Source organism: Nonomuraea sp. NPDC050663, from assembly GCF_044456985.1.
Classification (GTDB): domain Bacteria; phylum Actinomycetota; class Actinomycetes; order Streptosporangiales; family Streptosporangiaceae; genus Nonomuraea.
In genome coordinates, this window is record NZ_JBITGL010000026.1 from 81268 (window position 1) to 106290 (window position 25023).

The following is a 25023-nucleotide window of genomic DNA, read 5'->3' on the forward strand; positions in this document are numbered from 1 at the left end:
GCCGAAGCTGTGCGGTCCGCCGCCCTTTACGAGGTAAATGCGAAACATCCCGAACATGTCGCGTGTGTCGCTTCACCGGCTGCTGCCAGCGTGCATCTCCCGGTAGTGCTGGGAGAACGCCGCCATCGCCTCCGGCCCCGAGCGCGCCCGCTGCCGCTTGCCCTTCGTGTAGCAGCCCGGCACAAGGCACCGCCACCCCGGACCTAACTCGCCGCCCGTCGCCGTTCGCCGGCGAGGAGGTGGCGGCGGCGGTTCCCCCGCCACCTGCCGGCTCGGCGCGACGTCGAGCTCCACGCGTTCGCAGCGGCGGCCGCGACCGCTCGTCTTGCACAGGAAGGCCACGCCGCTCAGCCCGCTCACGCCGAGCTCCGGGAGGGTGCGCTGCTCGGCCATCACGCGCTTCTGGCCCAGCGGGAGGCGATGGCGTTGACGGTGGGCAGGCCGCGCTCGGTCAGCAGCTGGCGCGCCAGCGACGCTCCCCTGCCGGTCGCCTCCTGCAGCGCCTGCTCGTCGACGGACGCGGCCGGTGACCAGGCCGGGGCGGTGGCCAGCGCCTCCTGCCTGCTCATGCGAGGCGCCTGGAGGCGCGGGCCCGCGGCCGAGGCCTCCGCCATGGCGTTGTTGAGGTCGGCCCAGGCGCGCTGCTGCGCACGCTGCGCGTCGCGAAGCGCAGCCGCCTGCTGCGACTTCGACGGCAGCGGGATCCCGCGCTCCAGCCACGCCGACAGCCGGAAGCGCATCCAGCCGGGCAGGTGCCGCAGCTGCGAGGCGGTGCTCCAGGTGTAGGTCCACCGGCTGTCGTCGCCCTTGACGTCCAGGGCGTGCAGCACGTCGGCGGGTGTCCAGCCTGCGACGAAGAAGGCCTTGAGCAGCCATCGGAGATACCAGGCTGACAGGCGTGCCAGGGTCGACGACTCGGTGCGCAGCCGCTGGGCTGCTGCCAGCATGTCGCGTTTCGTCCTGGGCGTGACGTGCAGGCCCCAGGTCGGCGAGATGCGTTCAGGATCACGCCTGCGAGGACGATCCTCGCGCGTCCGCGTTGGATTACTCGCACCACCACCAAAGGGAAACCCAGAAGGAGGGTCACTTGTGCATCCGCCCTGGTCAGCGCCCTGGTCAGCGCCCTGAGCCGGAGTGAGCTCCGGACTGCTTCCGGGGTCGACGCCCGGGTCTGTCGCACCTTCGGAGTCGGGTACGCACAGCACCCACAACGCGGCGCGCTTGGCGAGCTTGGAGCCCTTCTCGACGGTGCCGAGATGGCCGTGCTCGCGCAGCCAGCGCACCCGCCGCTTCACTGTCGACAGGCTCAGGCCGAGCTGGTCGGCCAGGCGCTCCTCCGTGGGGCGCGAGCACAAGGTGGTCCAGTCGGCCCAGTCGGCGATCTTTCCGGCGACACGCAGGAGGCTGTCGTAGGCGTCGCAGCGCAGCGCGAGCGCGGCCGGGTTCTCCTTCACGGCCCGCTTGAACTCCAGCTGCGAACGGGTACGGCGCATCCCGGAAGGGACGGCCTTCAGGATTTTCAGGCGCTTGACCTGCTCCTCCATGCTGGGGAGCGTCTCGGCGCCTGCGGTGTCGGGCGGCCTAGGCATGAGGCCGCCCGAGGGGCGTTTTGGGCGCGACTGTCCGACACGCCGCAGAAGCTGAGTCCGGGCATGCTGGGATCGCCGCAGGGCGGCGTGTTATGGTGACATCACCTTTCTCGTGTGGGAGGCAGCACAAAGCCGCCCTCCGCGCAGGGGTCCGTCTCCGCAGACGGGTGCATAACAAGGGCCGACAAGGCAGCCAGCCTCGTCGGTGAATATCGCCGGACGATCGTCTTCGTCGCTCAGCTCTCTCCGCCGGCCAAAGCATCTGGGAGCCGAACGATCTAGTGGATCGTCACGTCCTCGGGGAGCCGCGCACTGCGCGGCTTTTCCTTTTGTCTAGGGGTTCTCCTCCTCCGGTCGCGCCTGCCGTACGGCTAGGCGGCCACGGTGCTCTCGTCGAGCGGAAGCTGCTGGGGTACGGTCATCGGCTCGCGCTCCAGGAGGGCCTGGGCGCACACGCGCTCGACGACGTGGCTGAAGGGGATGCCCCAGGCGTCCTGGAGACTCTTCAGCGCGTTGTACAGCTCGGGGTCGGACCAAGACTGCGGGTGCTTGGCGATGACCACCTTGGGCGGCCCAGGGACTCCCCGGCCGCTGCTCCTGCGAATACGTCCGCTCATGGTCGCTAATCATGGCGCATGGCAGATCCCGGAATCTAGGATCACGCGGGCGTGTCGCGTGAATACTCGGAGCGCATCTGATCATCGCATCGCGCCCCTTCCTTGCCCCGTCATCGTGACCCGTGGGGTTGGTGTTGCCGCGTGGCCGTGAACCGGAGGGGTTCCAGCGGCACGACTCACCCCTTGTCGCGCCTGTCGCGCTGTTGCGCGGTACTGCAACAGCAACACCGTAGCGCACGTTTCGGACCGTGCGTAGTCCAGACACGCATCGCGTCAAAACGTCTGTTCGACAAGTCCGCTCGGTGACGACGCGGCTCGCCCCCGTGCTTACCCCCGCGCTCACCTGACCACCACAGTCCGCCACGCGAGCGCCACCACCAGCGCCAACGCCGCCAGCGCGGCAAGGCCGGGCCCGCTCCAGGCCACGGCCGTCAACCGCAGCGACAGGTACAGCAGCCCGATCAGCGGGCCCACCGAAACCCGCGAGCGGGTCACCGCCCACGCCAGGGGGCCGACGACCGCCCACAACACCGGCACCACCACGGCCTCCGACAGGTGCCCGGCGAACAGCGGCGAGAGCGCCAGCGCGGCTCCCAGCCACGCCAGCACGCCCAACCACGACGTCAGCGTCTTCACCGCAGCCGGATCCCGGTCTCGTCCCGCCACGACTCCCACGCGCGGTGCAGCTCGCTGCCGCACGCCGCCCGGCCCGACTCGGCCAGCACGTCGACCGCCAGCTGGGCGAGCACCGCGTGCCCCAGGCCGGCCAGCGCGAGCGCCACCGGGCGGGCGTGCGCGCCCTCCGGCAACTGCTCGGCGGCGCGCTCCGCCTCCTGCAGGAGCTCGCGCGCCTGGCGCAGGTCGGCGCACCCGTCAGCCCTGGCCACCGGGCACCTCCTGGCCGGTCGTCGACGGCAGGAGCTCGCGGACGACGATCGCCGCCCGGTAGCGGAAGTTCGCCGAGGTGCTGCGCCGGGCGGTGTAGCACGGGTTCAGCCACAAGGTCACGCTGTCGCCGAAGAAGTCGGCGGCCTGGCGCATCGCCTCCGCCTCCAGGCCTTCGCGGCTGTGCGCCTCGACGACGGCGGTGAAGCTCGATCCGAGCAGCGGCTTGTCGCACCGATGGGGTTTGCCGGTGGCGATCACGATGTGCATCCGAGGGTCCTCTCTGGTGAAGGGGGTTGCGGGGTCAGCGGGGTCAGCGGGGTCAGCGGGGTCAGCGGGGTCAGCGGGGTCAGCGGGGTCAGCGTGGTCAGAACGCATGGGGGTCACTGGGTCACGGTGGTGACGGTGGCGACGGACGTGAACGTCTCCGCGCCGCCGCTTGTCGAGCGCCAGACCCGGCCGTCCTCCGACAGCCGGTTCAAGGCCGACAGCACTTCGCCGGGCGGCGCGGTCGGCCGAGCTTGCAACACCGCCTGCATCACCTCGCCGACCTCGAGCGGCCGGCCTGCGGCGGTCAGCGCGTCGAGCACCGCGGCTTTGGCGTCGCCTGCGGTCATCGGCGTCTGCCCGGAGCCTGCGGTGCGCTGGGTTGCGCGGCCCTTCTTGCTGTCGAGGTAGTCGTGCATGAACCCGAGGGTGATCGGGTGCAGCTGCGCGCCTGCGGGCTGGCGGGCGATCAGCTTCGGCTTGGCCAGGTACAGCCAGCGCATCATCGTGGCCCGCTGGTCGACGCCGTTGAGGTAGGCGAGGCCTTGGGCGGGGGTGCCGTCCTTGAAGTACGGCGGCAGCGTCGACGGGTCGTGCGGGATGCCCATCTGGTAGGCCGCACCTGGCGTCGTCGTGCGCAGCGCGCACGCGTTCTTCTGCAGCTGCGCGCGCAGGGTGACGCTGCCGCCGAGCTCGCGGGAGTCAGGCGCCTGCGCAACGACGATGATGCCGCCGCCGCCCTTACGCCACGTCTTGGCCCCACCTGACAGCTTGGCGACGGCCCGCTTGCCGTGCACTTCGTGCATCAGCAGCTCGGGAGCTTCCTCGAAGATCAGCAGCACGCCCGGCATGCCGCCGAGGTCGGGATCTCCAGGCAGCAAGCAGTTCTTGCCGCGCCGTTCGTCGCCGTCCTCGTCGACCCACGGGACGCGCGCGATGTGCTGCACCTGCTTGCGCAGCACGTAGTCCCACAGGCACAACTCCTCGTAGGCCTCGTCCTCGCCCAGCGCGGAGCGCAGCACGTCGTTCCACACCGGCATCGACCCGCCCTGAGGATCGATGATCACCGGCACCAGGTACTCCGACTGGTGCGCGAGCGCCGTCAGGGACTCCACCGACCGCGACTTGCCCATGTCGCTGTCGCCGGAGAAGATGCCGTGCCGTACCCCGCCCGAGGCGGTGAAGAAGCTCCAGTGCGCGGGCTGCAGGTCGTAGAAGTAGCCGATGTGCGCCCGGCCGTCCGGCTGGATGCGCGGCTGCACGTCCTCGAAGCGCCGCACCTGCGCCAGGGTGTCGTCGCGCAGCCAGGTCGCCATCACGCGCGAGTCGTTGCCGTAGGCGACCTGCTCCAGCACGGCCAGCTGCGTGGTGGTCTCGTACGCGGAGGCGAACTTGCCGCCCTGGGCGAGCAGCTCCTTGAACGTCTTCTCGCCCGGCACCGCGTGGATCTCCGCCCGGTACCCGGCCGCGATCGGCTCCGGCCGGGTGAGGGCGGTCCCGGCCAGCGCCTTGCCCGGCGCGGACAGCCGCTGCGTGAACAGCTCCTGCAGATGCCGAATCTCCTGCGCCTGGCGGGCCCGCGCCTCCGCCTCCGGATCGAGCTCGGGCGTGAGGTCCGGCTGCGCGGGCGGCGCTTCGGGCGCGGGCGGCGCGGCGGAGTGCTCGACGGGCAGCACGCGGCGGGCGCGCCACCAGGCGCTGGACCACCACCACCAGCCCGCCACTCCCCCGGCCAGCACCACCCCGTCAGGCCCGGCCGAGGCGGCGACCGCCAGCCACACCAGCGCGAACAGCGCACGCACGACGCCGCGGCCCAGCCGTACGGCGGCCACCAGCGGCCACGCCGCGACGCCGGCGGCCACCAGCGCGGCCAGCGAGGCAGGCAGCGGCAGCAGCGCCAGCGTCCAGGCCAGCGGCAGGAACAGCAGCCACGCGAAGGGGACCACCATGGTCAGCTCGTGCGCGTGCTGCCCGGCCCACAGGCTCAGGCGCTCGCGCACCCCGTAGACCGGGGCGGCGGGCTCGACAGCTGTCTCGGGCGTCGAGTCCTGAGCGGACGGCGCGTCGGTGGCGACCATGATGATCCTCTCCTCGGGGATGACGCAGGTCAGGCGGTCTCGTAGACGTCCTTGTCGGCGACGTTGTCGGCGCCGCCCACGTTCGCGTGGGACTCGATGACGACTATCTGCTCCTCGGCGAGGGAGACGATCTCGTCGTGGACGACGGCCAGGTCCCGGTAGGCCTGCATCGCCTTGGTCAGGCACCCGTACATGGAGCTGTTGCCCATGGACTTGGAGGCGAGGCTGGCCATCAGGGCCTCGCAGTCGGCGGCCAGGCCGTTGAGGTCGGTGGAGTGGGCGGAGTGGTCGGAGGCCAGCTGGGGGAAGCTGACGAATTCGGGGGCGAAGCTCATCTCGGAGGTCCTTTCCAGGGAGGGGTCGGCGACAGGCTGGGGAGCCTGCGGCGTGGTGGCGTGCTCAGGGTCGTGCTCAGGGTCGGGCTGGGGGGCGGACGGAAGGTCGGGCTCGGGGCGGGGATCAGGCTTGGGCGGATCTGGCGGTAAGGGCGGCTCGTACGTCCGGGGCGTCTCAGGCGGGACGGGCGGATCGGTGGGGATGCCGCCGCTGAAGGTGCTCTTCCAGCCCTTCCAGGCGTTGCGGCCCCGCTCCCACCACGGGACGTGCTGGTCGTCGAGCACGTCGGCGTCGATCGGCTGCGCCGCTTTCCACTCGGCGTGCGCCTGGTGGGCGCCCTTCCCGGCCTCGACCAGGATGTGGGCCAGCATGGCGAGACCGACCAGCGGGAACGCGGTCACCGACAGGGCCGCGACGCCTACGCCATACAGCAGCGCCATCGCGGCCGCCAGCCACCGGCGCGGCTCCTTCCATGACGGGTTTCCGTCGAGGAGTTCGCGGCGTTTGGCCTGGTAGCCGCCGCGCACGACCCGGTAGGCAGCCTTACCATCGGCCGCCGCGGTGGTACGGCCGGCCCGCCACGCGCCCGAGGCAGCGGCCCGCGCGGCGGGCCGCTTCCACAGCAGGGCGCACACGGCGCTGGTGACGGCGAGAACCAGCAGGACGGAGATCATCACAGCCCCCGGAAGCTCATCGTGGCCTGCACCTGGTCCAGCACCGGGCGCGTGTCGATCCCGAACGCCGACACGAGGAAGATCACGAAGAACAGGGGGATGAAGGGCGCCACGATGGCCGTGCTGCGGCCGACGTGGTTCTTCCCCTTGACGTCGGCGATCCAGATGCCGAGGGTGACGCCCAGCCCGATGACCGGGATGCTCCAGTGGACGCGAGACAGGGTGGTCAGCACCGTGTGCAGGAACGTGCCGAGCAGGCCGAAGCCGACGAAGAGCATCAGGTAGGCGGTGAAGGTCGGGAAGACCTTCTTGGCGATGAACACGATCCCGACGGTGAGCGACAGGATGGTGATCGCGCCCATGCCTGCGAGCAGGCCGTTCATGAGGGGTCCTTTCACACGAGGAAGAGAAGAATGAGGGCGGCGATGATCGCGGCGGCCAGCAGCTCCGGCAGGACCAGCACCATCGACGGCAGGTAGAGCAGCGTGTACAGCGCGGCGCGCAGCAGGAGCAGCACCCGGTGCGACCACAGCAGGAACCCGGCCTTCTTACGCGACCACGACGGCGTCCACCGCTCGGCCACGAACCGCACGGGCGGAGCCAGGTAGGAGGGCCGGTCCCGGCCGACCCACAGCGCGACCGGCCCGGCCACGAACGTCAGCGCCCGAGCGGGCAGGCCGGGGCCGCGCTCGGCCGGAGCCGGCGTGCCGGGGCGCAGGTGGTAGACGTCGGCGACCTGCTCGTCCGGCTCGGCGCCGGTCTTGGGCGTGGTCTTGGCCGTGGTCTCGGCGTCGTCAGCGAACAGCTGCTTCGGGTCCATATCCAGCTTCCTCAGCGGCTGCATCGCCGACACTCCTCAGGTACGTGGCCAAGCGCTCGCGGGCTCTGCTGGCCTTGGCGGGGTCGATGTCGTGCAGGTCCGACAGCCAGGCGCGCACGCGCTGCCACTCCACGTCCAGCGCAGCCTTCGGGTCGCCCGCCGCCGCCCGGTCCGAGGCGAACCGGGCCTCCCTGGCGGCTCGCCGAGAGGTGGTCTGTGGCATGACCTGCGTCCTTTCCGTGATTACGGAGCGTCGGGTATGGTGGGCCTCGCGCGCCCATGGGCGCACACGCGCCCGCGCGTTGGGCCCCGGTTTGCGGGGTGTTGCCGGTGTCGGCGAGGGCCGTCCGGCGTCTGTGTCGGTTACGGGGTGTGAGATTCGCCGGGCGTGGTCAGGGTCAACAGCTGGTGCTCGACGTCCCAGCCGTCGAAGCGTTCGTGACCCCCGTCGACCACGGTGTAGGTGCGCTCGAGGAACAGGCCCAAGCCGCTGTCGTCGAGCCGGTATTCGCCGCTGACGAGGCCGTCGCGGGTGAGCTTCCACACCAGGTAGCCGGGCTCTTCGTCGGGGTAGCCGACCAGATTCGGGCCCGGGGTCTCGCGCCGCCAGTCGACGGCGAGCACGACCTGGACCGTCATGCGCTCCAGCTCGTCGCGGCCGTACAGCAGCGGGCCGACGTCCTCGATCTCGACGGTGACGAACCACGGGTCGTCCGCCGTCCAGGACAGCAGGCAGTCCACGGGTGCGCCGGTCGCCAGCTCGGTGATCGTGATCCGCTGCTCGATCGGGCGCGGGGCGTGAGTGAGCGTTGTCATGTCAAAGTCCTTCGGTGTCACGGGGGTCGTTGTCATCGCCGGTCGTCGCCGGGCCGTTGTCATCGGCAGTGTCATCGGCAGTGTCATCGGCAGTGTCATCGGCAGTGTCATCGGCAGTGTCACTGGCGCTGCCATCGGTGTTGTCATCGGCGCCGGTGGCGGAGTTCTTGTCAGCGCCGTCACGCGGGATGCCAGCCTTTTCCAGGACTCGGTAGGCCGTGCGCGCGCTGATGGCGTACCTCTGCTGCAGGACTGACAGCAGCTCTGCCACGGGCTCATCCGGAGCGGTGTCACGCCGCTTGATCAGCCAGTTGACACGTTCGTCGGTCGTGCCACGTGGCATCCGCCCGTTGTCACGAGCGGATGGCGAAGGGGATGGCAGAGGTGCCGGACGGTTGTCAGCCGAGGCCTTGCCATTGACAGGCTGAGCGTTGCCACCGGCGTTGTCACCGGTCTTGCCACCCGCTCCGCCACCTCGGTTGTCACCGCGACCGTTGTCACGCGGCCCGTTGCCACCGCCGTTGCCACCGCCGTTGTCACTGGGCGGAAGCGCGGGCATGGGCGGCAGGGAAGGACCGCCCAGACCTCTGTCACCATCCCGGCCGGAGCCGCCAGGGCTCATCAGCGCCGCGGCGGAGTGGTCGACAACGCGCTGGTGGATCTCGCCCGCGTTCACGCCCGCCAGCACCCCCATGTGGTGCTCGGCGAGCTTGCGCCGCTCCTCGGCCTGCGGGTCGAGCTTGGCCACCCACGGGGTGCGCGGGTCGGCGTCGACCAGGGCCTCGGTGTTGTAGAGCGCGGCGATCTGCTGCAGCAGCTGCTCCTGCCGCTCGGGGTCGCTGGCCAGCCCGGCGTACTCCACCGCCCGATCCATCACCTTGTCCAGGCGGGCCAGCGCCGCGCGGATCTTGCGCTCGGACGCCTCGCTCTGGCGGAGCCTGCGCACCTTCTTGGCGGCCAGGGCGACGCGGGTCAGGAGCCGGTAGGTGGCCACCTCGACCACGGTCCGGTCCTTCGGCTCGGCCAAGCCCAGCCGGACCAGGAGGCGTTCGGGGGTGAGCCGCCAGTTGATGCGGCCGGTCCCGCGGATGCGGTGCCGCTCGATGGCCATTCCGCGCTCCCACAGCCACGCGGCGACCAGCGGCGCGGCCAGGCGGAAGATGGCTTCGGCCACGCTGTGGGCGTCGAGCGACGACAGGACGGCGGTCAGCGCGGTCAGCGCCCACACGGCCATCCCGTCCAGGCCCGCGGAGTAGTTGTCGCGCATGTTCCTGCGCGCCCGCACCGCGCTGGTGACGATGGCGACCTCGATGAAGGCGAACAGCAGCAGCCGCAACGGGCCGTCGAGGCCGAGCACGTCGCCGGAGAAACGCCACATGCCCTGCGCGGAGACGCCGGTGGCGATCGAGGCGGCCACGATGGTGAGCACGTCCTCGATCGGGCGCGGCACGACGTACCGCACGAAGGCCTTCGCCGCAGTCCGGCTCAGCGTCCGCAGCAGCCGTACCGCCAGGACCAGGCCGACGAGGCCGCCCACCGCGATCACCACGGCGGCGACCAGGTTGGCCCGCGCCCAGGCGCTGACGTCGGCGACCAGGTCGGCGATCGTCTGGATCATGGAGATCACCGCAGCCGCCCTTCGTGCATCTGCCGCTGAAGGTCCGACAGCGGGTAGTAGAGGTACGGCTGGTCACGGAAGACCAGCGCGGCCGAGCCGTCGTCGAGGGTGATGACCTTGTACGTCGTGCGCCGCTTGCGCACGACCACCACCACGGCGGCCACCACGACCAGGCCGACGACGACGACCGAGCCCGCGTTGGCGACCAGCAGGTCGAGCAGCAGGTCGAACGGGGTGTTCCACGCGTTCACGCCGCGACCCCGCTCTCGCGCAGCAACCGGCGCCGGTCAGCGGGCGTGGTGGCGGCGATGATCCCGTAGAAGTCGGCCGGCTGCAGCAGGGACCGCTCCCAGCACATGCCGTTCTCCAGCAGGGGGCAGCCGCCGCACAGGAAAGCGGCGGCGATCTGGAGGTCGGCCTCGTTCGTGGTGAGGGGGTACCAGTCGTCGGGGTTGGCGCCGGGCTGCTGGCAGTGGCCGAGGCCCTTGGACACGCCCCGGTTCAGGGTGGCCAGGCGCTGGCTGTCGGCTATGCCGTCGTCCTGGGGAGCGCCAGCGGCGTGGATGGCGCGGGATTTCCGCACCGTGGCAGCAGGTGCCATGATGTGGGGACCAGCCTTTCTCTTTTCGCGAGGGGAAATGGGTTTGGGATATGCGGCCTTCGGCACCAGTGCTGGAATCACTGGAAATGTCGGGGGCCGCATTTTTGCTTGGTTATCTATGACATGCTTCAATTGTCTTACGTAAGACGAAGCATTGCCGATCAGGACCCTGGTGTCAACCCTTCCGCGCGGCCTGCGCCTTTTGCGGTACGTAAGACCATTAGGATCGTGACCCGTGAAGCCGACCGCCCGCAGCGCCTACCAGGAGGTGGCCGCCCTCATCCGCAGCCGGATCGAGGACGGCACATACCCGCGCGGTAGCCGACTGCCCACTGAAGAGCAGTGGGCCGACGAATTCGGCTACACCCGCGTCACCATCAACGCCGCCTTGCGCGTCCTGGCCAACGAAGGCCTCGTCATCCGCGCCCGCAAGCGCGGCACCTTCGTCCGGCCGATCGACCCGATCGTGCGCCGCTCGGGCGCCCGCCACCTCAAGCAGGCCCGCGAGCTCGGCGGCGCACACGGCGCGTTCGACGCCGAGCTCGCCGAACGGGGCTACACCTACCGTCCGGCGGACACCGACATCCGGCGCGACCGGCCTCCTGCGCTCGTCGCCGAGCTGCTGGACGTCCCTGCCGACGAAGCCTCAACGGTCGTGCGCGACCGGCGCATGTCGATCATCTACGCCCACAACCAGCCAGCCGTGCCGTACCAGATCGCCACCACCTGGATCCCGCTCGACATCGCCGGCGACACGGCGATCGAGCAGCAGGACCCCGGAGTCGGCGGCATCTCCAGCCGCCTTGAAGAGCTCGGCTTCGAGCAGGTCCGCTTCCCCGAGCGCATCCGCACCCGGCCGCCGACGAGCGCCGAGGCGCACTTCCTGGAGATCAGCGAGGAGCAGCTGGTCGACGAGATCCTGCACCGCGGCGTCACCGCCGAGGGCCGCGTGGTGAAGGTGACGATCTTCGTGATCCCGACGCACCTGGTCATCCACGAGATCGAGTAGAAACCCCTGGCCGCGAACACACGAGACGCGCCGCCAGGGCGTCCTCCCTAGGATGGCCCGCGCAAGGTAGTGAGATCACCTTCGCGGGCTTGTGAGCCTGATATCACAGTGCAGACCAAAGTGGTCACGATTCGTGTGCAACCCCCACCCGTGGGCCATGCGGATGGTCACGCTATAGGTGTGAACAGACGCAGGATCGGCTGGCGCATCCCGCTCGCCATCGTGGCCATCCTCGCCGCTGGCGCGCTGGCGATCGCGGTATGGCGAGCGTGGACACCCACCGCCGAGGTCAACCTCGGTGACGTTGCCGCTGTGGCTCTAGCTGCCGCAACCGCGATCGTCCTCGTGTGGGTATGGGCGTGGGGGCGTCGCTCACCCACGGGCCCCGTCCCATCTGGCACGGACGTTGACGCCGCCGCTGATGTGCTGGCCGGACTGGTGGAACGGCAGTGGCTCGCCGAAGCCAGCAACCGGTCTCTGACCGATCCCGGACCGATCCCCGTCCGATGGCAGCTGACCAGTGACGAGACGGTGATGAGCCACCCCAGCCTGATCTCCGCTGCAGACGAGCTGACCTTTACTGGCCAAGCAGACGACATCGCGGCCCTGGCCCACGCTTTCCGCAACCTGAGACGGCGCCGCCTGGTCATCACCGGCGGGCCAGGCATGGGCAAGACCAGCCTGGCGGTGCAGCTACTGCTACAGCTGCTGTCCACCCGACAAGCCGACAAGGCCAGCCAGGCCGCTGGAGAGAACGAGATCGTGCCCGTGCCGGTGCTCCTGCCGGTCTCCGGCTGGGACACCCGCGCACACCCCCGCCTGCACGATTGGCTCGCCGCCAGGCTCGCCGCTGACTACCCCGCCCTGAAAGCCCCACAACTCGGCGCCGACGCCGCCGCCGCGCTGGCCAACGGCGGCTACATCCTGCCCGTCCTGGACGGGCTGGATGAAATCTCCGACATCGCCCGCGTCCACGTCATCGCCGCGCTCAACGCCTCCCTGACCACTCGCGATCAGCTGATCCTCACCAGCCGCACCATCGAGTTCAGTACCGCGGTCGGCGACGCTGGCCGACCGCTGACAGCCGCCGCAGTCATCATCCCCAAGAGCCTGTCTCCCGAGGTGGCAGCCGACTACTTGGCCGACTGCCTGTCCGCTGAGCTGCCGCCGCTGTGGGCCGCGGTTCTGTCCATGCTGCGTTCTCGCGCCGCCCCAGGTCTGATCGCGCTCACCGCGACTCCGCTGGGCCTGTGGCTGATTCGCACCGTCTACCTGACCCCGGGAACAGACCCCACCCCGCTGACCGGCCCCCTCTCCGGCGACGCCATGGCATTGCGAGCTCACCTGCTCGACCACCTCATCGGCGCCCTGATCGCCACGCGCCCACCCAGCACAAACCCAGCCCATCACGATCGGCCTCGTCACCAGCTCAACCCCGACGCCACCCACCGCTATCTGAGTCACCTGGCCCGCGCCTTCCCCCCGGCCACCACCCGAGACATCTCCTGGTGGCACATCGCCCGCACCACCCCCCACATCCGCCCTCTGATCGGGCTCGCGGTCGGGCTCGCGGTCGGGCTCGCGGTCGGGCTCGCGGTCGGGCTCGCGGTCGGGCTCGTGTTCGGGCTCGTGTCCGGGCTCGTGTCCGGGCTCGTGACCGGGCTCGGAGCCGGGTACCTAGGATCGTCGTGGCATGAGGAGACACCCGGCTACGCCAGTCTCCGTGAACCAGCTCTCTTCCTCCACCTTGTCAAGGACAGGCTCAAGGACAGGCTCAAGGACATGCTCGTGCCCGGGCTCGTGTCCGGGCTCGTGTCCGGACTCGGAGCCGGGCTCGGAGCCGGGCTCGTGTCCGGGCTCGTGTCCGGGCTCGTGTTTGGGCTCGTGTTCGGGCTCGTGATCGGGCTCGGGTTTGGGCTCTGGTTTGGGCTCGTGGGCCTTTTGTTCGAGTGGATAGAACAGCCCACCCTTACTTCAACGAGCACCCCCCGCTCCAGTTGGCGGTCTGACAGAACGCTCACACTTCTCCGAATGATCGTGTCCGGGCTCGTGTCCGGGCTCGTGTTCGGGCTCGTGTTCGGGCTCGTGACCGGGCTCGTGACCGGGCTCGGAGCCGGGCTCGTGTCCGGGCTCGTGACCGGGCTCGTGATCGGGCTCATGACCGGGCTCGTGTCCGGGAACCATCACGCGTGGCTGGCGTGCACCATCGCGATAGCCCGGCTGGCCTTAGCCCGGCAGCTTCCCCGGCGGCTCATGGATTTCCTCGACGACGTCCACCGTCTGGGACTGCTGCGTGCCGTCGGGCCGATCTACCAATTCCGGCACGCCGCGCTACACGATCATCTCGCGGCTGCACCGCCCAAGGCGAGCGCTGGTGATACAGACCCGAGCCGCTCAGTTCAAGGTGACAGCGCGCAACGGTAAGACTGGGCCGCGCGCGGCAGAAAGACGGCCGTCAGGTGTCGACGCGGATGCGCCAGATGCTGACGGTCTGGGCCTCGACGGTGTAGAGCACGAGCAGCCCGGCGATGGACAGCTCGTAGGCGTTCGGGATGCCACCGAAGGGGTGGGCACCCAGCGGGGTGGGGTCGATGGCCAGCAGCTCGAAGATGGCCACAGCGTTCTCGCGAAGCATCACAGGGAGACGCTCAAGTTCTGCGTGGACTTCTTCGGCCGGGAGGACCCGGCGGCGGCTCACGCCGTCTTCGAGGAGAGCAGCAACCGCAGCGCGGCAGCCTTCCGGTGCACGACAGCAGGGTCGACGCCGTACCGCTCGGCCATCTGCTCCGCTGAGGTGAAGCCGCCCGCATGCGCGGACATGCCGCCCGTCTCCGCGGACGTCTCGGTGCTCGCCCCGGCCATCCGCTCGGCGGCGATGCGCCAGTCCTCCCGCGTGTCGTGCTCCATGTCTTCCACTGTAGCGCGGGCCCTGCAGGTGAGAGAAGCGGATGAACACAGGCGCCCATCCGCCCACTCGGACTAATGGGTCGCGAACGCCGCAAACAGCGCGATACCGCTGGCGGCCGATGCTCCGATTGGACTCACTGGCCTGTGGGCGATGACGCCCTCAATCACAGATCCGCGTCCGGCGACGAGCTCTGAGTCCCAGAGCTTGCGGACTCAGAGCCCCTGGGGAGACTGCCTTTCATCGCTGCTATACAGGTTGGTACTACTGTGGCTCTCCCGATAGCGGTTTGTCTCGCTCAAATCTCCGCCTGCAAACGAGACGTAGAGTGACGTCATGGCTCGCCTTCTTCGCGCCGCTATATTGATCACAATGCTTTTGCGAGTGCTATCAGGCAGGGTGCCAAACCACCCCACCTCTCGATGCGACAATCATCGAGACGATGGCGTAAGGCCCGCAGGAGGGCGCGAGAAGCGGGGCACCGCAGCTTTATGGTGGACGATGGTATGCACCCTGCTTGCGGCCATGGCTGCTGCTGGCGCTTGGCGGACATCGATACAGACGCTGGAGTTCCAGGAAGCCGAGCGTGATCAACGGCTAGCGCAGCATGTGACCTGGTGGTTTCAGCCGGCATCCTCGCGAGGCGGCCTACCTTTCGGAATCATTCAAAATAGCAGTTTCGAGCCAGTCAATGCCGTGTTTCGCTTGAAGTACACCGTTTACCAGCGCTACTACGAACAAGATTTCGAGATGGGGACCATTCCTCCCTGCACTAAGGCAACTTTTTCTCGCCAGCTTTGGTTTGACGGTTCCACCCCGCCTTGGAAGGCAGATCTCATTTTTCGCGACACACGTAGCCAGGTCTGGGTGCGTGATGAGTCTGGGTTGCTTCGCCAGGCAACTGCCGGAGAAGCGGCGACCCCGAAACTTGACCAACTGCGGAGTGTTGTGCCCGAGGAAGACACATACATCCTGGGGTGGGCTGTTGTTCTTGGCCCGGCACCGGGGTGTGGCATCACCTAGCTCGACGTGGGCGGGCCGCACCCACGCCTCGCAGGCCCTGGACGACTACCGACGCACGGTGGCCGGGCACGCCCGCGTCGTCGTGGCGTCGATGACGGCGGCCGGGCACACGATCAGCGACCCGAGGGACGCCGGCGTGCTGAACATGGCCGGGATCGACGCCTCGCTGCCGATGGTCGTGGGCGGCTTCATCCGCAGCTAGCTCCCGGAGTGTCCGGGCGGTGAACATCTCACACCGATGAGATCTCGCCCCGTTTCCTGCGGAACGGGGCCCTTACACACTCGGGGCATGAGCGACGCCACATCGTCCGGCCGGACAGGGCGGATCAGGCTCCTGCTGGCCGCCGCCGTCGGCGCGGGTCTGCCCTTTCTGGCCTACGGGATCGGCCTCGTCGCCTTCAGCGGGCCGGTGAGCGGGGCGCTCTGCCCGACAGCAGGACTGGAATGCCTGCCCTTTCTGGGCGGGCTCACCGCGGGCGCCACCTTCGCCCTGTCGTGGGCGCTGCTCGCGCTGACGGGAGTGCGCCCGTCCGGGCGGGTGGCGCTGGCCGGGAGCTGCGCGACGGTGACCGTCGCCGTGGCCGCCGTCGCCCTGGTCACGATGCTGCGCGTCACGCTGGGCCCTCTGCTGCCGCTGGCCATCGTGCCGGTGACCGTCGCCGGGTTCGTGATCGCCGCAGCGGTGATCAAACCGGGCCGCACCTGACCCCGGGGTGGCGGGTGCGGAGGGCCGGGGAACCAGCCTCCGAAACGCACGCTGGCCCCGCACACGCGCGTACGTGCGTGATATAGGCAACTCAGGGCAGCGGTGCGACTGCTGACCTTCGACCCCGCCATGGTGTGACGGGCTTCCTGGACGACCAGCTGCCGGTTGACGCGGCGGTAGGTCCGGCTCACCCTCGTCGGGATCGCCTAGCGTGGAGATGACTCAGCAGCATGCCCTTTCTCCATAATTCCGTGCACACCCCCGCCAGGACGCCTACGAGGAGAAGGCCAAGGAGATGTGTGAAATGCGCGAAGGGAAGGCCGCTGTCCAGAACGCTACCCTCGGGGTCGGACGGTAGGTAGAGAATCTGACGACGTTCCCCCGCAGCCGGACTACCACTCCATCGGTGCCAGCCCACCGTGGTGTGGATCGTGTCGCCCTCGGCAGTGACGAACACCACTCGCGGCTCATCAGGCAGGCGCCGCCTGTCGTGCACGGACTCGACCACGGCCATGGCGGCGATGCCATCGTCTTGGATCGTGCGCACGCTGCGGAAGTCATCAATCGTGGCGACGGCGATGATCACTATCGCGATGATCGCCACCAGCCCGAGCGTGCCCGGCGCTGTCCCAAGCCGTTCTCCGACCGAAAGCTCCTGCCACCCACGAGAAGGCTGAATGGTGGATAACACCTGACGCGTGCGTCTACGCTGCCGTTTCCCCAACGTTCCCCTTCCCCTGAATACGGAACGGACGATTCGATGGCGCGGTTCCCGACGGGAGAGCGCGGAGAGGCCGCCTGTTCTGACCAGGGGCGCCGTGGAGATCACGTCGGCTCCGGCGGGGACGTCTTGGACCTCCGGGACGCTGGGAAGGACATCGCGGAATCGCCCAACTCATCAGCCTGTACCGGGGCGGTGGGCGGCTCGGTGAGGACGCTGTGACTAAATTTCTGACGCTGGAGTGCGCCAACGAACCCCGAGGCGGATGACCACCGGCCAGCTGGGGCTGCGCCGCACCGCACAGGTGCGCGCCGCGATCTATGGGCACGAACTGATCGAGCAGTCCGCGCGCGGCCAGCGCCAGCACGCCGCCAACGGCTACCGCCACGGCATGGCCTGCTACGGCTACATCGCCGTCGTCGACCCCGACGCGCCGCCGGCGGCCAACCGGTTCGGCGGCGGCCGCCCCAAGATGAGGTTGGCCCTGCACCCCGACCGGCGCAGGGCCGACACCGTGGCCGCGGTGTTCACCGCCAGACGGATGGAGCGCAAGCGGGACGCCGAGATCGCTCGCATGCTCGCCGCCGACCCCGACCGGTACCCACCGGAAGAAGGGCGCCGCTGGACCCAGGGGCGGGTGCTCCGCATGCTCGCCCAGCCCAAGTACAGCGGCTACGCGGTGTACAACATGCGCGCGGCCCGCACGAACCGGGAGCGCCTCAACCCGATCACCGACTGGGTGTGGTCACGGCAGCTTGCACACCCGGTGATCGTGCCCATCGAGGAGTGGTACGAGACGCAGCTGGTGACCGCACAGATGCGCGAGCGGCGGATCTCCGGATGGGAGCGGGTCAACGACGTCGCCGCCCGGCTCGGAGTCGAGATCGCCACGGTGCGGGAGAACAACACCCACCTCCTGTGCCGGGCGGGCGCCCGCGAATTCGTCGTCCCCCGTGGCACGCTGCCCGCCGCCGTGGCCGACGAGGTCATCGCGATCCTGGAGGCAGTCAGGTGAGCGGCCACGACGCGGACGCCGAGGAGCGCGTGATCGTGCTGTCGGCCGCCCGGCTGGACGGGCAATGGGTCACACGTGCCGACGAGCACGGCGTCGTGGTGCACGGGCGGACGCTGCGCGCGGTCGCGGCCAGCGCCGAGCAGGCGGCAGCGCTTCGCGCCGGCACCACGACGACTCCGCCCGTGCAGGTGCGTCCCGTGGCCGCCGAACTCGACCAGCTCGACGAGGCGCGCCAGCAGTACGAGGCCGCGCTGCGAGCAGCGGTTCGCCACCTTCGGGAATCCGGCTGCAGCTGGAGCGACGTCGCGCTGGCCTGCCAGGTCCGCGCCGCCGAGGCGCAGGCCATCGCCATGCCTGACCTTGACGTCTCCTTCGACTGACTCGGCCGCCGAGACAGAGGACGATGAGAAGCCCCGCCCGCCTCCCGAAGGAGATGGCCGGGGCCTCCGTCATCTATGTGAGCCGGGACCAACCCGGTGAGTCCGCGTCATGAGGGTCAAGGGCGACGCGAGCCCTGGCCGATCGAGGTCAGACCTTGATCGCCTTGAGGATGGCGATGATCGGGGACGGGTCGAACCCGCCCGAGATCAGCCAGGCCGCGAGCGCGATTGCGACCAGGACGGCCAGGCCGCGCATGATCGCCTTGATGGCCTCGGTCGTGATCCCGCAGAATGGCGGGCGGGACGGGTCGTTGTCAGGCATCTTCTACCTCCCGGTAGGTCCGATGAATGATCGTCGGACCTCACGGCAAGGCGGCCCCGAGCTGGAATTTTGTATCCAGCTGGCGACCGCAAACCCTTGACGGTGGTAGCCTGCCAGTGAGAGCTAGCATGTACTTAGTCGTCAAGGGAGCCCGTGAGGATCCCACGTCGTGCTAAGAGCTACGAATCAAGGTTCGGTGGATCTGGGCGGCAACCCGGGTTGATCGAACCTTTTTTCGTAGCCTCTAACCTTACTCACCTCGCCGACGCAACGCACGCACACCCGATGGAGGGGGCTTGGCGTCCGCGAGGCTGCTGCTAAGAGAGAGCGTAGCCAGGAGGCCGACGCCGCGGGCTCAAGGCGACTTTACTTTCTCCAACACTTCCGCCCCTGAGGGCGGAAGTTCTGCACCATAGCCATCTTCCGCCGCAGCCCACATCCCCCGGCCTGCCATCGACGCCCGGGTAGAGCAGCAGGTCAAGTAGGGTGCGGCACACCCTGAAGCATTGGCATAGATCAGCCACCTCATTGCCTCGCCGATCTTCCCCCCGGTCGCGCAGCGGGTACACCGCGCTCCGCTCCACATCGAGGAAGCACGCCTGGACAACGAAGAACGCCCCCTGCCTGGCACAGGCCAGGCAGGGGGCGTAGTTGCGGATATGGCCGCGCGGACGGTACGGACCTTGCGCTCGATGTCGTGGTCCGGCTTATCGCACGCGGTGGGAGAACAGACCGAAGTACATATTCAGGAGAGTCTGGGCCTCTCGTTCCCGTAGAACTTCCGATCACCGAGCAGAAGGTAGAGCTCGCATAGGCCCATCAGGGCGAAGACGTTGGCGGTGAAGACCCTGGCCGGGCCGAAGATGGCCGGGATGGAGTCGAGAGCGAACAGCAGGTCCGGCAGCTCCTTGCGAAATACCTCCGCACGGTAGCGGTCCGGGAAGTCGCGGCTGCTGATACCTAAGTTACGCCTGGACCTTGTGTTACTCGTACCCCCCCGCGAGGCCTAGGACCTTGTTCCGTGGGTCGATCGGTGAAATATCCACCGTAGGCGTCCTCGAACTCCCTTAGGTGTCGACGGAGCCGAAGTTTCGCGTGTAGCCGGGGTGCTGCTACAGGTCGTAGCGGCCCACGGGGACGAGCTGGTTGCCGGCGTTGTCGCGAGGGTCCGCGACGGGGGTGACGTGGCGCCGGGCGGAGAACCAGGCCCAGGCGAAGACGAGGGCATCGAAGCCCTGCTCGACGCGGGCCTCGTCGACCGCCCACTCGGCCGGGATGACGCCGAGCGCGACCGCGACCCGCGCCACGGCGACGACGAGCAGCGCGAGGCCGGCCCGCAGAAGCAGCGGGTTCCGTACGGAGAACTTGGACACGGAGAGCCTCCAGACATGTGAACGGCCAGCCGCTCGGGCTGGCCGGAACTATGAGATCGACTGGGTCAGTGGGGTCGCCGAGGTTCGCACAATCGGTTACGGTCCGGACATGGACGCCCCCGAGGAGCCACCGACACGGCCGGTCAACCAATCGAATGTGCGCAACGCAGGGGTGCCGCGAAAGCAAGTGGTGAAAGTCATGCGCGGGCTCTCACGCTCGGCAGCGGCGATCCCGTCTCCCTCGTCTACGACTCCTCAGCGGCGCAAGCGCCGATGGTTTGCGCGACGAGCGCGCATCACGGCTCCCACGCAGGCCGAACTGGATTCGTTGCCAGTTGAGAAACGCCAGGAATTGCACGAAGTGCGCCGCCAGCGCCCTTGGCAACACCTTACTTCCGCAGGCGTCTTATTAAGCCTGCTGCTCGCTGGGGGTGGCCTCTACTTCACTAGCAAGACGTGGGAAACGGGGCAAAAAACTCTCGATTCTTCCATTCAGGGCCAAATTACGGATCGATACACTAAGGCAATTGAACAATTGGGTTCAGATAAGTCGGTAGAGGTTCGGACGGGAGGCATCTATGCTCTTGCGCGTATCGCTCGAGATTCGCCAGTGGATGCTGGTGCAATTGTCGATGTGCTGGCGGCGTTTCTTGAGGAGCACGATTACAAGCCGACAAAAAAGGCGCGCACCCCCCAGAAATCGTGGGTTCCCGGGTCGGACGCCGTAGCGGCGATCCGGGTGCTTGGAAGGGTTCTCAAGGTACATAAGAGTCGCGGGGGAGATCCGGAGGTCTGGCTGTCCAAGACGCAATTCTCCCATGCAGATTGGGAGGATATTAATCTGAGTGATGGCTACCTGGCTGGAGCCAACCTGAGCAAAGCAAATTTGGACGGCGCCATCCTGAATCGCATAGATTTGAGTGTTTCAGATCTATCCAATGCGACTATGGCGGTCGCAGAATTAGATGATGCCGATCTGAGCTATGCGGACTTGACGAGTGCAGACTTAAGCCTTTCGGCGCTGACTGGCGCTGACCTAATTGGAGCAAAGCTAGGCCTATCCGTTTTGGACGGGGCGGATCTCTCAAGCGCAGATCTAACTAATGCTGTGCTTGCTGGTGCCGACCTGACCGATGCGGACTTGAGCGGCGCAAATCTTACTGGCGCAGACCTTTCGGGGGCTACTCTAATAGGGGCGAAGCTTGGTGGCGCTAATTTAGCTAAAGCGAATCTCGCCGATGCAGATCTGTCTTCAGCGGATCTTAGAGGTATCACGGGTGCTAAACCGGCAGAGGTCCGTCAGAAGGCGAAGACGGATGCCGTCACGCGCTTCTAGCGAATATATGACCATCAGGCGGCCTTCAGAAGTGCGGCCCAGGTCTTCGGCCCGCACTCGCCGTCCGGCTGCAGCCCGGCCGCCTTCTGGAAGGCCTTCACGGCTTCCTCGAGCGGAGCGCCGAAGACGGTGTCGTCGATGTCGCCGGTGAGGCCGTAGCCACGGGCGTGCAGGAGGTAGAACAGCGTCTTGACGTGCCAGCCCTTCGAGCCGCGCACGAGCAGGGGCAGCTGCTTCACGATCACCTCCGTCCAGTTCGTGTCGGGCTTGGGTGCTGCGGGCTTCGGCTTCGCTTTGGTGTAGGGCGGGTTCCAGAACCCGGCGATGACGTCATGCGCCCGGACCCTGCGCTTGCAGGCGTCGCCGGTGTTGCCCTCGATCGTCTGGACGCGGCCGTCGCCGAGGTTGCGTTCGACGATGCCGACGTGGTCGATCGGCGGGATGCCGTCGCGGCCGGACCAGTCGAAGAAGATGACGGCGCCGGGCAGGGCGTGCTTTTTGATGTTGGCCGTGGTGCCGTCGTGCCAGCGGCCCAGGTCCTTGCCGTCCTGGGCGTGCCAGACGGTGTAGGCGCGGTCCCCTTCGGGCAGCACCGCCGCGGCGTTGCCGGACGAGCGCGCCCATTCAGTGATCGACATGTTGCACCAAGGGGCGCGCAGGAAGGCGTCGCCGTGGCGGGCGGCGTACGCCCGCGTGATCGCATTCGGGCGGCCCGCGGTGCCGAGCGAGGCCCGCGCGGCATGCAGCATGCTCGTGACGCTCACCCCTCACCCCCTTCGTCGAGGTCCTCGTCCGGGTCGGCCGGGTCGCCCTCGTAGACGCCGGTCAGCGGGTTGAGCACGTAGCCGAGACCCTGGAGCACGAGCTCCTCGTCGCTCTCGGTCGGGCCCCAGTCGCCGACGTCGACGCCGGCGACGACGAGCTCGGCCTCAGGGGTGCCGGTGGTGTCGGTGGGGGCGGCCATCAGACGATTTCCGGCCAGTGCCAGGTGCCAGGCTTCGCCTCCGCGGAGTACGGCACCTCACGGTCGAAGAACAGGCCGGTCGGGTTGATCACCGCGATGCCGAGGTCGCTGTCGGCCGGGCAGGTCTCGGTGACGATCGCCGCCCGGCAGATCTTCGGGAAGACTCCGTCAGCAGAACCTCGGGCGACGTAGTGGACGATGCGGCCCACGGTCGGGGTCTGGGCCGGGGTCTGGGGCTGGGTCATGATTCCTCGCTCACGTTGAGGGACAGCCATGCGGCGACGGTCAGCCCGTACGCCTCGGCCGGCACATGGAAGGGCAGGACGGCGGGCACGACGAGCACGCCGTCGTGCACGGGGAAGATCGTCACTGCGGTGGTTGCTGGGGCCGCTCGTCGCGGTGCTGCTCGCGGTGCTGGTCCAGGTGGGCGGCCAGGCCGTCCTCAACCCTGCGCACCGCCCGCTCCAGCCGGTCGAGTGCATCACGCGCCGACGTGCCGTGGTTCGGGGAGAACTCGGCGTCGATGCGCTGCTCCAGGCGGGCCAGCCGCTCCGGGATGCCCGGCCGCTCGGGGCTGCCTGCCCTGGCCGGTTCGCCGGTCCAGTCGTCCAGGAAATCCTTCAACGGAACCACCAGCCGCCACAGCCGGGACAGGAACCGACCGAGCACGGCCAGGCCGGCGCCGACGATGCCGACGATGACGAACACGTCGAGCCACTCGATGCCGGTCACGCCGCCGCCTTCCTCTTCGCGGCGACCATCGCGCTGGTCTCCCCGCTGGTCTCCGCGCCGAGCTGGGCGCGGGCGGAGGCGACGTCCTCCCGCTTCTGCTTGATCGACTGCCAGCTGAAGGTGGCGGTGGCCCGGATCAGGTCGAGCGGGTCCGCTTCCGCGATCTCGGCCGGGAGTGCGTCGGCGAGCGCACCGGCCTGCAGGCCGGACGTCCCGCGCGCCGCCTGCAGCGCGACGAGCAGCTCGTCGCGCACCGCCTGGGCGGCGGCCGAGCCGGGCGAGGCCTGGCCCAGCGGCACGACCCGGATGCGGGTGGCCTTCAGCTCGGCGATCTGCGTGAGCAGCGCCTCGCGGGCGGCCTGGATCGAGGGGGCGTTCCACAACGTCACCGGCTCCGGCCCCGGCTCTGGCTCGGCCGCGCTCGCGCGCGCGGCCAGCTGCGGCACGGCGCTGGAGCTGGCCAGCAGCGTGTCGGCGCGGGCCGAGGGCAGGTAGTGCCGGTGGATCGCCACGTCGATCAGCGTGTCCACGTCGTCGATCGGGATGTCGTACTCGGCCGACAGCGACTCCAGCAGCTCGGTCGGCATCAGCCTCATGATCTTCACGCCGTCCGGGCGGACCATGTCGATCTCCCAGAACGTCGGCCCGTTCCCATCCCACTGGCGCATCCGGATCTCGGTGATGACCCGCTCTTCCACCTGCGCGGGCTCGGGAATCTCCTGGGTCAACGCGCTCTCTTTCCTGGCCTCGATCAGGTGCGGAACACCCAGAAGAAGACCTCTTTGCCGTAATTGGTCGTGTTGGAGGCGTCGGGGTCGACCTGCCAGTCCACGTCGAACCCGCTGTTGGTGTTCTCCGACAGGCACCATCGGAAGTTCGGCACCGACGTGACGGCGTGCTTCACCCCGACGACGGGGTTCGGCACGGTCAGCAGCGTCGCCGGGTAGTTGAGCTCGAGCCCGCCCAGGCCTGAGCCGACCGTCGTGCGGCCGGTGAGGATGCCCCACCGGGAGGCCGCGGTCAGGTGGTTCCACCGGCCGACGTGGGTGGTGCGCGGCCCGTAGCCGTAGTCGGAGAACTCGAAGTAGTTCTCGTCCTCTGAGCCGGTGCCGTACCAGCCGACCTTCGTGCCGGAGTCGCGCAGCTCGATGAACCCGCCGTTGGCCTGTGAGGAGCCCGAGAAGCGGTACTTGACCTCGAAGAACGTGGAGCTCTGCACCAGGGTGTAGCGGCGGCCGCCGCTCTCGGAGCCGACGATCTCGATGCCGGTGCCGAACGTGCCGCCCGCGGTGATCGACGACACCCCGCCCGAGCTGGAGACGAACCGGATCTCGGGCAGGACCGCGTCCGGGGGCGCGATCTGGATGCGCTGGCCGGACACGGCGGTGCGGATGTGGGCGCCGGTGATGGTGCCGCCCGTGATCGTCTTGCCGGTGATCGCGTCAGCGGCGATCTTCTCGGCGGTGATGGAGCCCGCGGCCAGCTTGTCGGCGGTGATCGCCGCGGCGGCCAGGTGGCCGGTCGTGATGGCCCCGGCCTCGATCTTGTCGGCGGTGATCGCGTTCGCGGAGATGTGCCCGGCCTGGATCGCCAGCGCCTGGATGAGGCCGCCCGTGATCGTCCCGGCTGTGATCTTCGCGTCGGCGGGGATGGAGCCGGAGATGATGTGCTCGGCCCCGTTGATGATCTCGCCGATCAGGTCCGTGTCCACCAGCGGCTGCGTCTGCGCGGTGACGTGCAGCGACTCCCCGGAGAAGTTGCCGGAGCGGTCGATCGCCTCCAGCCAGAACTCCCGGTCGGCGCCGTACGGCTGGCCCGCCACCACGGCGGTGCCCGCGCGCTCCAGCCACTCGACCGGCGTCCCGACGTCTTCGGAGTCGAGCGGGTCCTTCATCATGATCAGGACCCTGGTGAAGTCCTTCGGCATGCCGGTGCCCGCCGCGCTCAGCCCGTCCCAGGTGATGCGGAAGATGCCGAGCCGGGAGTCGACGGCCGGCGTCGACGGGTCCGGCGGCGGCGTCTCGTCGTCCGGGATCGTGATCGTCGCCGACGAGGCGGGCACGCCGAGCGTGCCCTGGTTGGTGGCGCGCACCGCGAACACCCACTGGGTGCGCGGCACCAGCGGCGAGAACGCCACGCTGGTGCCGGTCGTCGTGGCCAGGATGCGCATCGCGCCGGTGCCGGGCGGCGTCTGCCCGAGCAGCTGGTAGCCGTCCACCGTCAGGGCGGTGCCGTT

General features: G+C 68.8%; 34 protein-coding genes and 2 pseudogenes. 8 read left to right on the forward strand and 28 right to left on the reverse strand.

Annotation, left to right across the window (positions count from 1 at the left end):
• Nucleotides 1-72 precede the first annotated feature (72 nt).
• From ACIBH1_RS45675 to ACIBH1_RS45745, 15 genes are all read right to left on the reverse strand, one after another.
• Nucleotides 73-393 carry a hypothetical protein gene (locus tag ACIBH1_RS45675; protein ID WP_397320386.1) on the reverse strand — a complete coding sequence of 107 codons (321 nt, stop codon included), beginning with the start codon at nucleotides 391-393 and terminating at the stop codon, nucleotides 73-75.
• Nucleotides 393-1589 (reverse strand): hypothetical protein, encoded by a 1197-nt coding sequence (locus ACIBH1_RS45680; RefSeq protein WP_397320387.1) that lies wholly within the window; start codon nucleotides 1587-1589, stop codon nucleotides 393-395. The genes ACIBH1_RS45675 and ACIBH1_RS45680 overlap by 1 nt, the downstream gene beginning before the upstream one ends.
• 371 nt (nucleotides 1590-1960) lie before the next feature.
• A complete protein-coding gene (locus tag ACIBH1_RS45685; protein WP_397320388.1) occupies nucleotides 1961-2206 on the reverse strand; it encodes a hypothetical protein in 246 nt (81 codons plus the stop codon).
• A gap of 339 nt (nucleotides 2207-2545) precedes the next feature.
• Complete coding sequence (locus tag ACIBH1_RS45690) at nucleotides 2546-2842, reverse strand: hypothetical protein (protein WP_397320389.1); 297 nt, start codon at nucleotides 2840-2842, stop codon at nucleotides 2546-2548.
• Nucleotides 2839-3093, reverse strand: coding sequence for a hypothetical protein (locus ACIBH1_RS45695; RefSeq protein WP_397320390.1), 255 nt, complete (start codon nucleotides 3091-3093; stop codon nucleotides 2839-2841). Before ACIBH1_RS45695 ends, ACIBH1_RS45690 begins: the two co-directional genes overlap by 4 nt.
• Nucleotides 3080-3361, reverse strand: coding sequence for a hypothetical protein (locus ACIBH1_RS45700; RefSeq protein WP_397320391.1), 282 nt, complete (start codon nucleotides 3359-3361; stop codon nucleotides 3080-3082). Before ACIBH1_RS45700 ends, ACIBH1_RS45695 begins: the two co-directional genes overlap by 14 nt.
• A 113-nt stretch (nucleotides 3362-3474) precedes the next feature.
• A complete protein-coding gene (locus tag ACIBH1_RS45705; RefSeq protein ID WP_397320392.1) occupies nucleotides 3475-5436 on the reverse strand; it encodes a hypothetical protein in 1962 nt (653 codons plus the stop codon).
• Nucleotides 5437-5465: 29 nt separating this feature from the next.
• The gene (locus ACIBH1_RS45710) at nucleotides 5466-6446 is read right to left on the reverse strand and encodes a hypothetical protein (protein ID WP_397320393.1); all 981 of its coding nucleotides are present in this window, start codon (nucleotides 6444-6446) and stop codon (nucleotides 5466-5468) included.
• A complete protein-coding gene (locus tag ACIBH1_RS45715) occupies nucleotides 6446-6829 on the reverse strand; it encodes a hypothetical protein (RefSeq protein ID WP_397320394.1) in 384 nt (127 codons plus the stop codon). Before ACIBH1_RS45715 ends, ACIBH1_RS45710 begins: the two co-directional genes overlap by 1 nt.
• An 11-nt stretch (nucleotides 6830-6840) precedes the next feature.
• Nucleotides 6841-7266, reverse strand: coding sequence for a hypothetical protein (locus ACIBH1_RS45720; RefSeq protein WP_397320395.1), 426 nt, complete (start codon nucleotides 7264-7266; stop codon nucleotides 6841-6843).
• A complete protein-coding gene (locus ACIBH1_RS45725; RefSeq protein WP_397320396.1) occupies nucleotides 7241-7489 on the reverse strand; it encodes a hypothetical protein in 249 nt (82 codons plus the stop codon). The genes ACIBH1_RS45720 and ACIBH1_RS45725 overlap by 26 nt, the downstream gene beginning before the upstream one ends.
• A gap of 140 nt (nucleotides 7490-7629) precedes the next feature.
• Nucleotides 7630-8082, reverse strand: a complete 453-nt coding sequence (locus ACIBH1_RS45730) for a hypothetical protein (protein ID WP_397320397.1) — start codon at nucleotides 8080-8082, stop codon at nucleotides 7630-7632.
• Nucleotide 8083: 1 nt separating this feature from the next.
• Nucleotides 8084-9700 (reverse strand): hypothetical protein, encoded by a 1617-nt coding sequence (locus tag ACIBH1_RS45735; RefSeq protein WP_397320398.1) that lies wholly within the window; start codon nucleotides 9698-9700, stop codon nucleotides 8084-8086.
• A gap of 5 nt (nucleotides 9701-9705) precedes the next feature.
• The gene (locus ACIBH1_RS45740) at nucleotides 9706-9951 is read right to left on the reverse strand and encodes a hypothetical protein (RefSeq protein WP_397320399.1); all 246 of its coding nucleotides are present in this window, start codon (nucleotides 9949-9951) and stop codon (nucleotides 9706-9708) included.
• Nucleotides 9948-10301 (reverse strand): hypothetical protein, encoded by a 354-nt coding sequence (locus tag ACIBH1_RS45745; RefSeq protein ID WP_397320400.1) that lies wholly within the window; start codon nucleotides 10299-10301, stop codon nucleotides 9948-9950. Before ACIBH1_RS45745 ends, ACIBH1_RS45740 begins: the two co-directional genes overlap by 4 nt.
• A 235-nt stretch (nucleotides 10302-10536) precedes the next feature.
• Here ACIBH1_RS45745 and ACIBH1_RS45750 point away from each other — a divergent pair, with 235 nt between their 5' ends.
• Together ACIBH1_RS45750 and ACIBH1_RS45755 are read left to right on the forward strand one after the other, a co-directional pair.
• Nucleotides 10537-11310, forward strand: a complete 774-nt coding sequence (locus tag ACIBH1_RS45750; RefSeq protein ID WP_397320401.1) for a GntR family transcriptional regulator — start codon at nucleotides 10537-10539, stop codon at nucleotides 11308-11310.
• Between the two features lie 180 nt (nucleotides 11311-11490).
• Entirely contained in the window at nucleotides 11491-13734 is a 2244-nt protein-coding gene (locus ACIBH1_RS45755) for a hypothetical protein (RefSeq protein ID WP_397320402.1), read from the forward strand.
• 31 nt (nucleotides 13735-13765) lie between these two features.
• Here the strand turns inward: ACIBH1_RS45755 and ACIBH1_RS45760 are convergent, their stop codons facing one another.
• Nucleotides 13766-13948 (reverse strand): hypothetical protein, encoded by a 183-nt coding sequence (locus ACIBH1_RS45760; RefSeq protein WP_397320403.1) that lies wholly within the window; start codon nucleotides 13946-13948, stop codon nucleotides 13766-13768.
• A gap of 56 nt (nucleotides 13949-14004) precedes the next feature.
• Nucleotides 14005-14217, reverse strand: coding sequence for a hypothetical protein (locus tag ACIBH1_RS45765; protein WP_397320404.1), 213 nt, complete (start codon nucleotides 14215-14217; stop codon nucleotides 14005-14007).
• Between the two features lie 499 nt (nucleotides 14218-14716).
• On the opposite strand from ACIBH1_RS45765, the gene ACIBH1_RS45770 reads away from it, so the two are divergent.
• The 3 genes from ACIBH1_RS45770 to ACIBH1_RS45780 all read left to right on the forward strand — a co-directional run bounded on the left by ACIBH1_RS45770 (nucleotide 14717) and on the right by ACIBH1_RS45780 (nucleotide 15944).
• Nucleotides 14717-15238 (forward strand): hypothetical protein, encoded by a 522-nt coding sequence (locus ACIBH1_RS45770; protein ID WP_397320405.1) that lies wholly within the window; start codon nucleotides 14717-14719, stop codon nucleotides 15236-15238.
• Nucleotides 15225-15440, forward strand: a complete 216-nt coding sequence (locus ACIBH1_RS45775; RefSeq protein WP_397320406.1) for a hypothetical protein — start codon at nucleotides 15225-15227, stop codon at nucleotides 15438-15440. The genes ACIBH1_RS45770 and ACIBH1_RS45775 overlap by 14 nt, the downstream gene beginning before the upstream one ends.
• Before the next feature lie 87 nt (nucleotides 15441-15527).
• Entirely contained in the window at nucleotides 15528-15944 is a 417-nt protein-coding gene (locus ACIBH1_RS45780) for a hypothetical protein (RefSeq protein ID WP_397320407.1), read from the forward strand.
• A gap of 187 nt (nucleotides 15945-16131) precedes the next feature.
• Here the strand turns inward: ACIBH1_RS45780 and ACIBH1_RS45785 are convergent, their stop codons facing one another.
• Complete coding sequence (locus tag ACIBH1_RS45785) at nucleotides 16132-16548, reverse strand: DUF3592 domain-containing protein (protein ID WP_397320408.1); 417 nt, start codon at nucleotides 16546-16548, stop codon at nucleotides 16132-16134.
• A 382-nt stretch (nucleotides 16549-16930) separates the two neighbouring features.
• Here ACIBH1_RS45785 and ACIBH1_RS45790 point away from each other — a divergent pair, with 382 nt between their 5' ends.
• Together ACIBH1_RS45790 and ACIBH1_RS45795 are read left to right on the forward strand one after the other, a co-directional pair.
• The gene (locus ACIBH1_RS45790) at nucleotides 16931-17680 is read left to right on the forward strand and encodes a recombinase family protein (protein WP_397320409.1); all 750 of its coding nucleotides are present in this window, start codon (nucleotides 16931-16933) and stop codon (nucleotides 17678-17680) included.
• Complete coding sequence (locus ACIBH1_RS45795; RefSeq protein WP_397320410.1) at nucleotides 17677-18060, forward strand: hypothetical protein; 384 nt, start codon at nucleotides 17677-17679, stop codon at nucleotides 18058-18060. The genes ACIBH1_RS45790 and ACIBH1_RS45795 overlap by 4 nt, the downstream gene beginning before the upstream one ends.
• 148 nt (nucleotides 18061-18208) lie before the next feature.
• Here the strand turns inward: ACIBH1_RS45795 and ACIBH1_RS45800 are convergent, their stop codons facing one another.
• The 3 genes and pseudogenes from ACIBH1_RS45800 to ACIBH1_RS45810 form a co-directional block, all read right to left on the reverse strand.
• The gene (locus tag ACIBH1_RS45800; protein ID WP_397320411.1) at nucleotides 18209-18382 is read right to left on the reverse strand and encodes a hypothetical protein; all 174 of its coding nucleotides are present in this window, start codon (nucleotides 18380-18382) and stop codon (nucleotides 18209-18211) included.
• A 787-nt stretch (nucleotides 18383-19169) separates the two neighbouring features.
• Nucleotides 19170-19280, reverse strand: a pseudogene (locus ACIBH1_RS45805) (TerC family protein); the annotation flags it as partial.
• Between the two features lie 214 nt (nucleotides 19281-19494).
• Nucleotides 19495-19755: a hypothetical protein gene (locus tag ACIBH1_RS45810; protein WP_397320412.1), complete on the reverse strand. Its 261-nt coding sequence runs from the start codon at nucleotides 19753-19755 to the stop codon at nucleotides 19495-19497.
• A 109-nt stretch (nucleotides 19756-19864) separates the two neighbouring features.
• Between ACIBH1_RS45810 and ACIBH1_RS45815 the strand changes: the two genes are divergently transcribed.
• A complete protein-coding gene (locus tag ACIBH1_RS45815) occupies nucleotides 19865-21091 on the forward strand; it encodes a pentapeptide repeat-containing protein (protein WP_397320413.1) in 1227 nt (408 codons plus the stop codon).
• Between the two features lie 14 nt (nucleotides 21092-21105).
• Here the strand turns inward: ACIBH1_RS45815 and ACIBH1_RS45820 are convergent, their stop codons facing one another.
• The 7 genes and pseudogenes from ACIBH1_RS45820 to ACIBH1_RS45850 all read right to left on the reverse strand — a co-directional run.
• Nucleotides 21106-21855 (reverse strand): peptidoglycan-binding protein, encoded by a 750-nt coding sequence (locus ACIBH1_RS45820; protein WP_397320414.1) that lies wholly within the window; start codon nucleotides 21853-21855, stop codon nucleotides 21106-21108.
• Complete coding sequence (locus ACIBH1_RS45825; protein ID WP_397320415.1) at nucleotides 21852-22055, reverse strand: hypothetical protein; 204 nt, start codon at nucleotides 22053-22055, stop codon at nucleotides 21852-21854. The genes ACIBH1_RS45820 and ACIBH1_RS45825 overlap by 4 nt, the downstream gene beginning before the upstream one ends.
• Nucleotides 22055-22300: a hypothetical protein gene (locus ACIBH1_RS45830; RefSeq protein ID WP_397320416.1), complete on the reverse strand. Its 246-nt coding sequence runs from the start codon at nucleotides 22298-22300 to the stop codon at nucleotides 22055-22057. Before ACIBH1_RS45830 ends, ACIBH1_RS45825 begins: the two co-directional genes overlap by 1 nt.
• A complete protein-coding gene (locus tag ACIBH1_RS45835) occupies nucleotides 22297-22425 on the reverse strand; it encodes a hypothetical protein (protein ID WP_397320417.1) in 129 nt (42 codons plus the stop codon). The genes ACIBH1_RS45830 and ACIBH1_RS45835 overlap by 4 nt, the downstream gene beginning before the upstream one ends.
• A complete protein-coding gene (locus tag ACIBH1_RS45840) occupies nucleotides 22422-22787 on the reverse strand; it encodes a hypothetical protein (RefSeq protein WP_397320418.1) in 366 nt (121 codons plus the stop codon). Before ACIBH1_RS45840 ends, ACIBH1_RS45835 begins: the two co-directional genes overlap by 4 nt.
• On the reverse strand, nucleotides 22784-23515 hold the full coding sequence (locus ACIBH1_RS45845; protein WP_397320419.1) for a hypothetical protein: 732 nt from the start codon (nucleotides 23513-23515) through the stop codon (nucleotides 22784-22786). The genes ACIBH1_RS45840 and ACIBH1_RS45845 overlap by 4 nt, the downstream gene beginning before the upstream one ends.
• A gap of 23 nt (nucleotides 23516-23538) precedes the next feature.
• A pseudogene (locus ACIBH1_RS45850) lies at nucleotides 23539-25023 on the reverse strand (hypothetical protein); the annotation flags it as partial.